Annotated in this window: 16 protein-coding genes; 5 read left to right on the forward strand and 11 right to left on the reverse strand. The window is 67.5% G+C overall.

Annotated features, from left to right (window positions below):
* Positions 1-15: 15 nt before the first annotated feature.
* From flgL to flgB, 11 genes are read right to left on the reverse strand one after another with little or no spacing between them, the layout of a single operon-like run.
* Positions 16-936 (reverse strand): flagellar hook-associated protein FlgL, encoded by a 921-nt coding sequence (gene flgL / locus DL238_RS05165; protein ID WP_115491284.1) that lies wholly within the window; start codon positions 934-936, stop codon positions 16-18.
* Positions 933-2,273 (reverse strand): flagellar hook-associated protein FlgK, encoded by a 1,341-nt coding sequence (gene flgK, locus DL238_RS05170; RefSeq protein ID WP_115491285.1) that lies wholly within the window; start codon positions 2,271-2,273, stop codon positions 933-935. The genes flgL and flgK overlap by 4 nt, the downstream gene beginning before the upstream one ends.
* Complete coding sequence (locus DL238_RS05175) at positions 2,274-2,609, reverse strand: rod-binding protein (protein ID WP_115491286.1); 336 nt, start codon at positions 2,607-2,609, stop codon at positions 2,274-2,276.
* Positions 2,606-3,703 (reverse strand): flagellar basal body P-ring protein FlgI, encoded by a 1,098-nt coding sequence (locus DL238_RS05180; protein ID WP_115491287.1) that lies wholly within the window; start codon positions 3,701-3,703, stop codon positions 2,606-2,608. The genes DL238_RS05175 and DL238_RS05180 overlap by 4 nt, the downstream gene beginning before the upstream one ends.
* Positions 3,704-3,719: 16 nt before the next feature.
* Complete coding sequence (locus tag DL238_RS05185; RefSeq protein WP_115491288.1) at positions 3,720-4,379, reverse strand: flagellar basal body L-ring protein FlgH; 660 nt, start codon at positions 4,377-4,379, stop codon at positions 3,720-3,722.
* 11 nt (positions 4,380-4,390) lie between these two features.
* Positions 4,391-5,179 carry a flagellar basal-body rod protein FlgG gene (flgG, locus tag DL238_RS05190; protein ID WP_115491289.1) on the reverse strand — a complete coding sequence of 263 codons (789 nt, stop codon included), beginning with the start codon at positions 5,177-5,179 and terminating at the stop codon, positions 4,391-4,393.
* 28 nt (positions 5,180-5,207) lie between these two features.
* On the reverse strand, positions 5,208-5,948 hold the full coding sequence (locus tag DL238_RS05195; protein WP_115491290.1) for a flagellar basal body rod protein FlgF: 741 nt from the start codon (positions 5,946-5,948) through the stop codon (positions 5,208-5,210).
* A gap of 3 nt (positions 5,949-5,951) precedes the next feature.
* Complete coding sequence (locus DL238_RS05200; RefSeq protein ID WP_115491291.1) at positions 5,952-6,773, reverse strand: flagellar hook-basal body complex protein; 822 nt, start codon at positions 6,771-6,773, stop codon at positions 5,952-5,954.
* 13 nt (positions 6,774-6,786) lie between these two features.
* The gene (locus DL238_RS05205; RefSeq protein WP_115491292.1) at positions 6,787-7,086 is read right to left on the reverse strand and encodes a flagellar hook assembly protein FlgD; all 300 of its coding nucleotides are present in this window, start codon (positions 7,084-7,086) and stop codon (positions 6,787-6,789) included.
* Positions 7,083-7,487 (reverse strand): flagellar basal body rod protein FlgC, encoded by a 405-nt coding sequence (gene flgC, locus DL238_RS05210; protein ID WP_115491293.1) that lies wholly within the window; start codon positions 7,485-7,487, stop codon positions 7,083-7,085. The genes DL238_RS05205 and flgC overlap by 4 nt, the downstream gene beginning before the upstream one ends.
* A gap of 2 nt (positions 7,488-7,489) precedes the next feature.
* Positions 7,490-7,837, reverse strand: coding sequence for a flagellar basal body rod protein FlgB (gene flgB / locus DL238_RS05215; RefSeq protein WP_115491294.1), 348 nt, complete (start codon positions 7,835-7,837; stop codon positions 7,490-7,492).
* Positions 7,838-8,023: 186 nt separating this feature from the next.
* Between flgB and DL238_RS05220 the strand changes: the two genes are divergently transcribed.
* From DL238_RS05220 to DL238_RS05240, 5 genes are all read left to right on the forward strand, one after another.
* Complete coding sequence (locus DL238_RS05220) at positions 8,024-8,728, forward strand: MotA/TolQ/ExbB proton channel family protein (protein ID WP_234030971.1); 705 nt, start codon at positions 8,024-8,026, stop codon at positions 8,726-8,728.
* On the forward strand, positions 8,725-9,177 hold the full coding sequence (locus DL238_RS05225) for a hypothetical protein (protein WP_199801333.1): 453 nt from the start codon (positions 8,725-8,727) through the stop codon (positions 9,175-9,177). The genes DL238_RS05220 and DL238_RS05225 overlap by 4 nt, the downstream gene beginning before the upstream one ends.
* Positions 9,178-9,224: 47 nt before the next feature.
* A complete protein-coding gene (locus DL238_RS05230) occupies positions 9,225-9,743 on the forward strand; it encodes a flagella basal body P-ring formation protein FlgA (protein ID WP_115491295.1) in 519 nt (172 codons plus the stop codon).
* Positions 9,744-9,945: 202 nt separating this feature from the next.
* Positions 9,946-10,149 (forward strand): flagellar biosynthesis anti-sigma factor FlgM, encoded by a 204-nt coding sequence (locus tag DL238_RS05235; protein WP_234030972.1) that lies wholly within the window; start codon positions 9,946-9,948, stop codon positions 10,147-10,149.
* A gap of 10 nt (positions 10,150-10,159) precedes the next feature.
* On the forward strand, positions 10,160-10,480 hold the full coding sequence (locus DL238_RS05240; RefSeq protein WP_234030973.1) for a hypothetical protein: 321 nt from the start codon (positions 10,160-10,162) through the stop codon (positions 10,478-10,480).
* Positions 10,481-10,496: the final 16 nt, after the last annotated feature.

Raw genomic sequence — 10,496 nt, forward strand, 5'->3', positions numbered from 1 at the left:
CCTAGGCCCGCGCGATCAGCGCAGCATCGAAAACAGGTTGAGGTTGGCGAGTCGCACGAAGCTCGACTGGCTGGCCTCTAGGACGGTCAGCATTTCCTGAAGGCGGGTCATGGTCACCGCCGGGTCGGCACCGCCGACGCTCGAGCGTTCGTCCGCGATTCGCTCCAGATTGCCGGTCCGCCGATCCGACATCAGCTCGAGCCACGCCATCCGCGAGCCGAGCACGGTCTGGGCGGTCGTCACCTTCTCGAAACCGGTGTCGAGCGTCGAGAGGCCTTCGCGCGCCGCGTCGGCCGCCGCCTGGCCGCCGCCGCGCAGCGCCGCGGAGAGCGCGGAAAGCTCGGCAAACAGGTCGGTCTTCGTGCCGTCCGGATTCTCGAAGGCGAACACTTCGGGGCCGGTATTGCCAGGCGTGATCGCCTGGCCGTCGCCGATCTCGATCTCGTCGAGCGTGGCGGTGCCGACATAGGTCGCGGCACCGGTGGCGGCGTCGATATCGTAGGCAGAGCCGATCGCCTGGCCGCCGAACAGCGCATGGCCTGCGGCGTTGCGTCCGTTCGCGACGCCGAGCAGATTGGTCCGCAGCCCGTCGAGTTCGGTCGCGATCGAGACGCGCTGTTCGTCGCTCGTGGTCGCGTTGGCCGCCTGCAGCGTCAGTTCGCGCGCGCGGCTGATCATCACCGCGACCTGGCCCAGCGCCTCGTCGGTGAACTTGAGATTGTTCTCGGCGCTTTCCGAATTGCGCGTGTCGACCTTGCTCACGCGCTCTTCGCGCTCGAGCATCCGCAGGCGCGCCGCGGCAACCGGATCGTCGGAGGATTTCTCCAGCCGCTCGCCCGTGCCGATCTGCTTCTGCAGGGTTTCGGCGCGCCCGCGCAACGACGAGATCTGGGTCGCCGAACGCTCGTAGAAGGCGCCGGTGCTCAGGTTGATCATCGGCCGACTCCCAGCAGCGTGTCGAAGATATCGCTCGCGACCTGCATGGCCCGGCCCGAAGCCTGGAATGCCTGCTGGTAGCGGATGAGATTGGCGGCCTCGTTGTCGAGATCGACGCCGGACTGTTCTTCCAGCGCGATCCGCGCGGAGGAGGCGATCGTTTCCAGCGCGCCCTGGGTGACCTGCCGCCCGGCGACCTTGCTCGACACGTCGAACAGGATCGTGTTGATGCCCTCGGCCGGGTTGGCCGCGCTCAGCGCCTGGCGCATCTCGGTCAGGTTCTGCTGGTTGCGATCATTCGCGGGCGAGCCCGCGGGTGCCGTCGCCAGCCCGGAGCCGCTCGTCAGGACCACTCTCAGCGAGGCCGCGGTGGTGCCTGCGAACATCGGCTGGCCGGCACTGCCGTCCAGCGCGACGCCGTTCGCCTGCGCTGCGTTGATCGTGGTCGCGATCGATTCGGCCGCCGCGTCGAGCCGGGTGCCGATCGCGGCGAGGTCGCCGAGCGCAAGGGCCGCGCCGGTCAGGCTACCCGATGCCGGCGAGACCGCCTGCCCGTTAAGGGTGAAGGACATCGTGCCGTCGGCAGCGATCGCTGAAGCCACCTTGCCCGCCGTGCCGCCTGCGACGAACGGCGTGCCCGGACTGGCGCCGAGGCCGACTGCAACCGTGCCGTCGGACGCGAAGGTCGTGCTGACGCTGGCCAGCGCGCTCATCCGTTCGAGCAGGTTGTCCCGCTGGTCGAGCAGCGCGGCCTGATCGTTGCTGCCGAAGCCCGACCGCGCGAGCCGCAGGTTCACCCGTGCGAGTTCGGCGCCGTAGGTGTTGAGGTTCTCGACGTCGGCCTGCGCATTGAAATGCAGTCCGTCGCGCACCGAGGCGAGGCTGCCAGCGGTGATGTTGAACTTGCTCGCCAGCGTTTCGGCTTCGGCAACCACCGCCGCGCGGCGTGCGCTGTCGGTCGGATCGCCGGTAAGCTGCTGCAGCGTGGCTTCGAATTCCACGATCGAGTCGAAGATGCCCGCCTGTTCGACCGCGGCTTCGATGTTCTGCAGGCCCGACAGCTCGACATTGGCGCGTTCGAGATCGGCTTGCGTGCGGCGCAGCTCGGCCTGGCGGAAGGAATCGGCGTTGCGGCGGACCTCGCCCACGCGCGAGCCGGAGACCGAGATGTCGCTGCCACGGCCCGCGATGCTGCCGCCCGAGACCTCCTCGATCCGGACGCTGCGACGCACGTAGCCGTCGGTCGAAGCATTGGCGATGTTGTTCGCCGTGACTTCGAGCGCGCCGCGCGCCGCACGGGCGCCGCTGGCGCCAATGGAAAGGAGATCGGAAGCCATCTACTCGTTCGCCCCCGGCGAGTGTTCGTGTGGCAGGAAGCGTGCGAGCTGCCGCTCGATCGCATCCGCGAAACCGAGCTGGCCGGACGACGCGGCAATGTCTGCAAACCGCTCATCGCGCATTTCGGTAAACGTCTCGTCACCATTTTCGAAAAGGTCGTTCCCGCCGAAATCGGTCGAGCGCGCCGAGGAGAGCATCTGGCGCAGCAGGATCGCTTCGAACTGCTGCGCGGCTTCGCGCAGTTCCTGCCGCTCGGTGGCAGCTGCGGAGCGCTCGCCCCCGATTGGCGTGGGCTGGCGTACCAGCGAAAAATCCATGGGTGTCAGCGCGGTCATATCACCACCACCTCGGCGGTCAGCGAACCTGCCTGTTTGAGCGCTTCGAGGATCGCGACCAGATCGGCCGGGCTGGCACCCAGCATGTTGAGCGCGTCGACCACGTCGGCGAGGTTGGCGCCCGCGGGCAGCGGGGTCACATAGCCGCCGCTCTGGCTCGCCTCGATATTGCTGTTCGGTTCCAAGGCCGTGCGACCGCGCGAGAAGGGCGCGGGCTGCACGATCGTGGGGTTCTCGTCGATCCGCACCACCAGGCTGCCGTGGCTGACGGCGGCGGGCGCGAGTCGCACCGCGCTGGAGATCACGATCGTGCCGGTGCGGGAGTTGACGATCACCTTGGCCGCGCGCTCGGCGGGCGTGATGTCGAGCATCTCGATCTCGGCCATGATCGTGGCGCGCGTGTCGGCACCGGGCGGCAGGGCGAGGGCCAGCGTAACCCCATCCTCGATCCGCGCCATGCCGGGGAAGCGATCATTGATCGCATCGCGCACGCGGCTGATGGTGAGGAAGTCGGCATGGAACATGTTCCAGCGCAGCACTTCGGTGAAGTCGAAATTGGTGCTCACCGCGCGTTCGACGCTGGCTCCATCCGAAATGCGGCCCACGGTCGGCACGTTGACGGTCAGCTTGGATCCGTCATTGGCCGAAATGCCGAGCCCGCCGACGGTCAGGTTGCCCTGCGCCATTGCGTAGATCTCGCCGTCGGCACCATAAAGGGGCGTCAGGATCAGCGCGCCGCCGCGCAAGGACTTGGCCTTGCCGATGGTCGACACGGTGATGTCGATCCGCTGGCCGGGCTTGGCGAAGGCGGGCAGGTCGGCGGTGATCAGCACGGCGGCCGCGTTCTTCAGCGCCGGATTGACGCCGGGTGGCAATTGCAGGCCGAGCCGGCCCGAAACGCCGCGCATGGCCTGCGTCGCATAGGCGAAATTGTCGTCGCCCGTGCCGTCGAGGCCGACCACGATGCCGTAGCCGGTCAGCTGGTTGGAACGAACCGACTGGAACTGGCCGATGTCGCGTACCCGCTCCGCCGAGGCGGCGGAGGGCATAGCCAGCGCGAGGCAGGCGGCGATCAGGGTGAAGATGCGGATCATGGCTGTCGGCTCCGGATCAGAACGGCGAAACGACGTTGAAGAAGCGCGACAGCCAGCCGGGTCTGCTCGACTGCTGCACGGCGCCTTCGCCGCTGTAGGAGATGCGCGCGTCGGCGACGCGGATCGAGGAGATGCGGTTGTCCTGATCGATATCGGCCAGCCGGATGATGCCCGACACTTGGACCCATTCCTCGCCCTGGCTCAGCTGCATCACCTTCTCCCCGCGCACGAAGGCCGTGCCGTTGGGGCGGACATCGGCGATGGTGACGGTCAGGTCGCCGCGCAGCGTCGAGGTCTGCGCCGCATTGCCCTGTCCGTTGAACGACGACCCGGCCGAGGCGCTGAGGTCGCCCTGATCGATCCCGACGAAATCGGGCAGCGTCAGGCCGGCGCTGCCGTCGCGCGTGGTCTTGCTGCTGGTCGCCTTGCTCGTGACGGTCCGCTCGACCAGCACGATGGTGACGAGATCGCCGACCTGCGAGGCGCGGTTGCCGTTGTAGAGCGGTGCATAGCCGTGCGAAGCCTGGTAGATCGCGCCATCGGTGCTCGGCGGCGCGGCATAGGTGGGCGGCGGGGCCGGCGGCAGCGCCGCGGCAAAGCCCGCTGGGCGCGTGCTTGCGCCACAGGCGGCCAGCGCAAAAGCGATGGGCAGGGCGATGAGGATGCGGGTGTTCATATGAAGAGGCCTCACAGCGTCTGGTTGGCGTTGCGCAGCATCTCGTCGACGGCGGACACCATCTTGGAGCTGATCTCGTAGGCGCGCTGCGCCTCGATCATGGCCACCAGTTCCTCGACGATGTTGACGTTCGACCCCTCGAGCATGCCCTGGCGGATCTGGCCGCGCCCGCCTTCGCCCGCGACGCCCAGTTCGGCCGCGCCGCTGGCCGCGGTTTCGGCGAGGAAGTTGTCGCCCAGCGCCTGCAGGCCTGCGGGGTTGGTGAAGCGCGCGATCTGGATCTGACCGAGCTCGGTCGGCTCGGCTTCGCCGTTGATGGTCGCGGAAACGGTGCCGTCGGGCGAGATCGAGATCGCGGTCGCGCCTTCGGGCACGGTGATTTCGGGCTGCACGGTGAAGCCCTGCTGGGTGACGAGCATGCCCTCGGCGGAGCGGGTGAAATTGCCCGCGCGGGTGTAGGCGGTGCGCCCGCCCGGCATCGCGATCTGGAAGAAGCCATCGCCGTCGAGCGCGAGGTCGAAGGCATTGCCCGTGGTGTCGAGCGTGCCCTGCGTCATGATCTGGCTGGTCGACTGGATCGCGACCCCGGTGCCCAGGTTCAGGCCTTCGGCATAGGCGGTCTCGCCCGAGGACTGCTGCCCCGCCACGCGCGCATCCTGATAGGCGAGCGTCGCGAAATTCGCGCGGTCGCGCTTGAAGCCGGTGGTGCCGACGTTCGCCAGGTTGTTGGCGATCACGCGCATCCGTGCGTCTTGCGCTTCGAGCCCGGTGCGGGCGACCTGGAGAGCTGAGGTGGGCATAGTATTGGTCCTCTGTGAGCTTTTACGCTTAGGTCATGCGCATCAGTTGGGCGCCGCTCTCGTCGAGCTGGCGGGCGGTCGACACCATCTTGGAGCGCATGGCGAACAGCCGCTGCTCTTCGATCATGGCGACCAGAATTTCGGTCGGCTTGACGTTGGATTGCTCGAGCGCGCCGGTGTGCACGCGCGCCTCTTCGTCGGTCGGCAGGATGCCGCCGCCTTCCACCCGGAACAGGCCGTCGAGGCCCTTGGCGATCGGCGATCCTTCCCAGCTGGCCAGCTTGATCCGCCCGACTTCGGCGGGCGGCGCTTCGGGCGCATCGGGATCGGTCCGCGTTACCGTGCCGTCTTCGGAAATGGAGATGCGGCCACCCGGTGGGACCGTGATCGGTCCCGTGTCCCCCAACACCGGGTGGCCTCCTCCCGTCACCAGCAGCCCGGTGGCCGTCAGCGACAAATCTCCGCGGCGGGTATAGGCTTCGGTGCCGTCCTGCGCCTGCACGGCCATGAGCGACTCGGTCGCCATCGCGATATCGAGCTCGCGGCCGGTTTCCATGATTTCGCCGCCAGACATGTCTGCGCCCGTGACCCGCGCGACCTGCATCGCGCGCGCCTCGTTCGGGTGGCCTTCGATGGTCATCGCGCGCTGCTCGATCAGCTCGGCCCGGAAGCCCAGCGTGTTCGTGTTCGCCATGTTGCTGGCGATCGCGCGCTGCCGATCCATCGAGGCCTGCATCCCCGAAAGCGCAGTATAGATGAGGCGGTCCATCTATCAGGTCCGCAGGTTGATGACGGTCTGCGAGATCTGGGTGGCGGTGTCGATCGCCTTGGCGTTGGCCTGGAAGTTGCGCTGCGCGGTGATCAGACCGACCAGTTCCTCGGCAATGTCGACGTTGGAGCGTTCGAGCGAACCCGACAGCAGCGCGCCGTACTGGCCGGAGCCCGGCGCGCCGTAGCTTGCCGCGCCCGAAAAGCCGGTGCTCTGCCAGTTGGCCGAACCGATCGGCTTGAGGCCGTTGGGCGCCATGAAGGATGCGAGCGCGACCATCCCGATCGGCTGCACGGATCCATCGGCATAGGAAGCGCGCACCACGCCATCCTTGCCGACCGACACGCCCGCATAGGCGGCATCGGCATCGTTGGTGGCAGGGATATGTGCATCCTGCAGCGTCGGGTTGGCGAGATCTCCGGTAGGTGCGCCGAATTCGTCGACCGCGTAGACCTGCAGCCGGTTGCCATTGGTGTCGACGATGCCGCCGTTCTCGTTCATCGCGAACGAGCCTGCGCGGGTGTAGATCGTGCCGCCGTTCTCGTCACGCAGGGTGAAGAAGCCGTCACCGGTGATCGCGACGTCGAGCGCCGAGCCGGTCTGTTCGATCGGACCCAGCGAGAAATTCTGCGAGATCGCTTCGACCGAGGCACCGATGCCCTGGATCGTGCGCGGGTTGGCATTGGCCGAACCGGCGACGATTTCGGCGAATTCGGTGCGTCCGCGCTTGAACCCGTAGGTTTCCGAGTTGGCGATGTTGTGCGCGATAGTGCCGAGCGAGGACTGCGCGTTCTTGAGTCCGTTGAGCGAGGTGTAGAAGGACATGTGCGGTCTCCCGTTAGGCGTCGTTGGCGGCCGGGCTGTCGCCCTCGGCCTTGGAGGCGGTGATCAGCGCGTCGAGCTTGTCGACGATCTGTTCGAGCGTGGCGTTGGTTTCGGAGCTGTTCGCGAGCGAGGAGAACTGCGCCATCTGCGCGAGCATGTCGGTGTTATCGACCGGCTCGAACGGGTCCTGCTGCTGAACCTGGACGGTCAGCAGGCGCAGGAAATCGGTCGAGCCGAGATCGTCCATGCCGCGTCCCGGGTTGCGGGCAGCGCCGGTTGCGCCGTCGCTCAGTGGATTGACTGGTGTGATCATTTCATCCTCATCGTTTCGAGCATCAGTTGCTTGGCGGTCGACATGGCCTCGATCATGTTCGAATACTGGCGCGAGGCTTCGAGCATCTCGATCATCTCGGCGTTCTCATCGACCGGCGATTCCCAGACATCGCCGTTCTCGTCGGCCAGCGGGTGGCCCGGATCGTGGCGGCGGGTCGGCATGGCGTCCGATCGCACGACGCGATCGACCGCGACCGAGCTCATGCCGCTCGCCTGGTCGAGCTGTTCGGCGAAGACCGTGCGCATCGGGCGATAGGCCTCGTCCGCGCTGCCGGCGACGCTGCCCGCATTGGCGAGGTTGGAGGCGGCTGTGTTCATGCGGACCATCTGCGCGGACATCGCGCGATAGCCCATTTCGAACATGGTCATGGGGCCGCTCATGCCTATTCGCCCCTCAACGCGCGCGTGACGGTCTCGACCCGGCCACGCAGAAAGCCGAGCGTGGCGGTGTAGGCGACCGCGTTTTCGGCGAAGGCGGCTTGCTCTGTCCCCATCTCCACGGTGTTGCCGTCGAGGCTCGCCATGGTCGGGATGCGATAGACGGTCGCGCGATCGGTGGCGTTACCACTGTCGTTGCCCGCGAGGCGCGCCTGCAGCGCGGCATCGAAATCGATGTCGCGCGCCTTGTAGCCGGGCGTCCCCGCATTCGCGATGTTGGAGCCGAGCACGTTCATCCGCTGGGCGCGGATTTCCAGTGCTGCTCCATGAATGCCGAAAAGGCCTTCGCTCATCGTTGTTCTCCGCCAAGACGTTTGGGGTGTTCGTATGCCCCGATATGTAAGCAAGCAGCGTGCCAGTTCGCTCGAAAGGCCCGGTTTCGTGCGATTTGCCGGGTGGGGCGGCAAGCGATTGCCGGGCGGCGGCAAAAATCGGGCGGACGACACTGAAACTGGCCGGACAGCTGCCGTTCTTGAGCCGTGGAGAATTTTCTGACCCTCATCGATCGGTGGTTCGATCCGGTCTCGCTGGCGATCGTTCTTGGCGGGACGGTGCTCGCGACACTCCTGCGCTGCGGGCCTGCGCAGGTCCGGCTCGGGCTGGGCAGGATCGCGCGGCTCGGGAGACGCCCCTTCGATCCGGCGCGCGCAAAGGCGCAATTTTCCCGCCAGTTGCGCGATATCGCCGACCACGGCCCGCTGCGCGCGGAACCGGTGCGGACCGACGATCCCGACCTGGCGAAGCTGTCGCAAGTCCTGTCCGGCCCCCGTCCGCGCGAAGAGCTTGCCGCCGCGCACGCACGCGACACGCGGGGACGGACCGAGGCTGCGCGGGCGGCGATCGAGGTATTCCATCAGGCGGCCGAGCTCGCGCCGGTCCTCGGCCTCGCGGGCACGCTGATCGCGCTGGGCACGATGCCCGCCGACGGGGGCGAGGTCGGGATGGCGGGCGCCATCGCGATGGCCGTCGTCACCACGCTCTACGGGCTTGCCACGGCGAACTTCCTTTTCGGCCCGCTTGCAGCCGCGATCGAGCGCCGCTCCGCGCGCGAGGAAGAAGACCGCCAGGCCATCGTCGACTGGCTCGAGCAGTCGATCCGCGGCGATGGTGTGCCCCTGCGCGGCGCGGTCGAACATGGTGCCGAGATCGCGCACTTCCCGGCAGAGCTGCGCAAGGCATCATGATCCGCGGGCTCAACACCTGGCAGACCTCGCTCGCCGATCTCTCGCTGATCCTGTTCCTCGTGGTCGCGACCGCGCATCGCGAGGATGCGGGCGAGGGGCAGGACAATGCGCGCACGCAAGAGGAACGCGCGATCGACATCGCGCAGGGCCAGCCGATGGCGGTGTTCCGCCCGGGGGGCGATGCGGATCTTGCGCGCTGGCTGAAGCTGCAGGGGATCGGCGAGGGCGAGGTCGCGACGGTGATCGTCCGGCATGCGCCCGGCGCGGCGGCGCAGGCCGCTGCACAGGCGGCACAGCTGGCGGGCCAGATCGAGGAAGCAGGCCATTTCGCGCGCCTGATGGTCGAGCCGGGCGCTTCCCCGGAAACACTCGTGGTGATCGCCCACGACCGGCAGGACGTCGCCGGGATTTCGGATGGCACGATAATTGCAGATACGCGGGCAGATTAAGAGGGCCGACGGCCCGCCGCGTACTGCAATTTCGGGAGATCCGACCCATGACCAAGCTTTCGCTTCTTGCCGGCCTGCTGGCCGTCACCGCTACCCTTGGCGCACCCGCAAGCGCCAATGCCCCGATGGATGCGGCCGAAATCGACCGCGCGGTGATGCATTTCACCGGCGCGGGGATCGGCCAGCCGGGAGGCGCACGCCTGCCGGTCGATCGGCGCATGCGCCTCAACCCGTGCGGCGCCCCGCTCCAACTCGAATGGTACGGCTCGTCGCGCGAGAGCGTGCAGGTCCAGTGCCCCGATGCGGGCTGGCGGATCTATGTCGCCGTCGCGCAGGCCCAGCCGCAGCCGGGCCAGGCCGAGACGTACGAGATCGTCGTCAGCCGCGGCGAAACCGTCTCCATCGTCGTCGAAGGCGGCGGCTTCTCGCTTTCGCGTCAGGCGGTCGCGATGGAAGAAGGTGCAGTCGGGTCGTGGATCCAGGTGCGCCCCGCACAGGACAGGAAGGCCGATCCGGTGCGCGCACAGGTCGTGCGCCCGGGCCAGGTCGCCGTGCGGGTCCGCTGAGGCACGCTTTTTTCGGGCGGGCGGGAAAAAAGTTTCCGCACCCTTAAAACGGCGCTCGTGGTGCCGTTCTCCACTATGAAGCGACCGTTCCGCCGAACGGGAAGAAGAAGGACACACAGCAATGCGAGACTTCGGATTGCCGGACATCGGAGGCCCAGCGGGATTGCGCCGCGGCGTTGCGCCGATCGAACGCGCGTCCGCAGTGCGCAAGCCCGCAGACGACGCGACCGCGACCGAAGGCATGGCCGCGGTGGCCAGCGTTTCCGCAGGCGACCAGGCGCCGGTCGATGTCGATCGGGTCGCCGAAATCCGCAAGGCGATCGAGCAGGGCACCTACCCGCTGATCCCGACCGAGATTGCCGACGGCATCATCGCCGCCGGCCTGTACCAGAGCGCGGGCGAGTAAGGGCACCGTGATGACGACGCGTAGCGCCCTGCGGCAAATGCTTGCCCTTCTGGAAGGCGAGCGGCAGGCACTTGCCGCCCTCGATATCGAGCGCATCACCACCTGTTCGAACGGCAAGATCGAATTGTGCGAAAGGCTGGACAAGGTCCTCCCCCACGAGCTGGACGAGGAATGTCTCGGCCTGCTCGACGCGGTCCGCCGCCTGAACACGATCAACCGCCGTCTGCGCAACCTCATCGCCACCAATGTGCAGTCGCGGATCGACGCGATGGCGGGCGCCGCCGGCACCTATCAGGGCGCAAACGGCCTCTCTGCCTCACAACCGGTCTGATCTGCCGCCGCGTCGA

It is taken from the genome of Alteriqipengyuania lutimaris (assembly GCF_003363135.1).
Taxonomy (GTDB): domain Bacteria; phylum Pseudomonadota; class Alphaproteobacteria; order Sphingomonadales; family Sphingomonadaceae; genus Alteriqipengyuania; species Alteriqipengyuania lutimaris.

Coding starts and splice junctions, on each gene's coding strand:
- flgL (WP_115491284.1), bottom strand. CDS start 936: ATGATCAACCTGAGCACCGGCGCCTTCTACGAGCGTTCGGCGACCCAG.
- flgK (WP_115491285.1), bottom strand. CDS start 2,273: ATGGCTTCCGATCTCCTTTCCATTGGCGCCAGCGGCGCCCGTGCGGCG.
- DL238_RS05175 (WP_115491286.1), bottom strand. CDS start 2,609: ATGACCGCGCTGACACCCATGGATTTTTCGCTGGTACGCCAGCCCACG.
- DL238_RS05180 (WP_115491287.1), bottom strand. CDS start 3,703: ATGATCCGCATCTTCACCCTGATCGCCGCCTGCCTCGCGCTGGCTATG.
- DL238_RS05185 (WP_115491288.1), bottom strand. CDS start 4,379: ATGAACACCCGCATCCTCATCGCCCTGCCCATCGCTTTTGCGCTGGCC.
- flgG (WP_115491289.1), bottom strand. CDS start 5,179: ATGCCCACCTCAGCTCTCCAGGTCGCCCGCACCGGGCTCGAAGCGCAA.
- DL238_RS05195 (WP_115491290.1), bottom strand. CDS start 5,948: ATGGACCGCCTCATCTATACTGCGCTTTCGGGGATGCAGGCCTCGATG.
- DL238_RS05200 (WP_115491291.1), bottom strand. CDS start 6,773: ATGTCCTTCTACACCTCGCTCAACGGACTCAAGAACGCGCAGTCCTCG.
- DL238_RS05205 (WP_115491292.1), bottom strand. CDS start 7,086: ATGATCACACCAGTCAATCCACTGAGCGACGGCGCAACCGGCGCTGCC.
- flgC (WP_115491293.1), bottom strand. CDS start 7,487: ATGAGCGGCCCCATGACCATGTTCGAAATGGGCTATCGCGCGATGTCC.
- flgB (WP_115491294.1), bottom strand. CDS start 7,837: ATGAGCGAAGGCCTTTTCGGCATTCATGGAGCAGCACTGGAAATCCGC.
- DL238_RS05225 (WP_199801333.1), top strand. CDS start 8,725: ATGATCCGCGGGCTCAACACCTGGCAGACCTCGCTCGCCGATCTCTCG.
- DL238_RS05230 (WP_115491295.1), top strand. CDS start 9,225: ATGACCAAGCTTTCGCTTCTTGCCGGCCTGCTGGCCGTCACCGCTACC.
- DL238_RS05240 (WP_234030973.1), top strand. CDS start 10,160: ATGACGACGCGTAGCGCCCTGCGGCAAATGCTTGCCCTTCTGGAAGGC.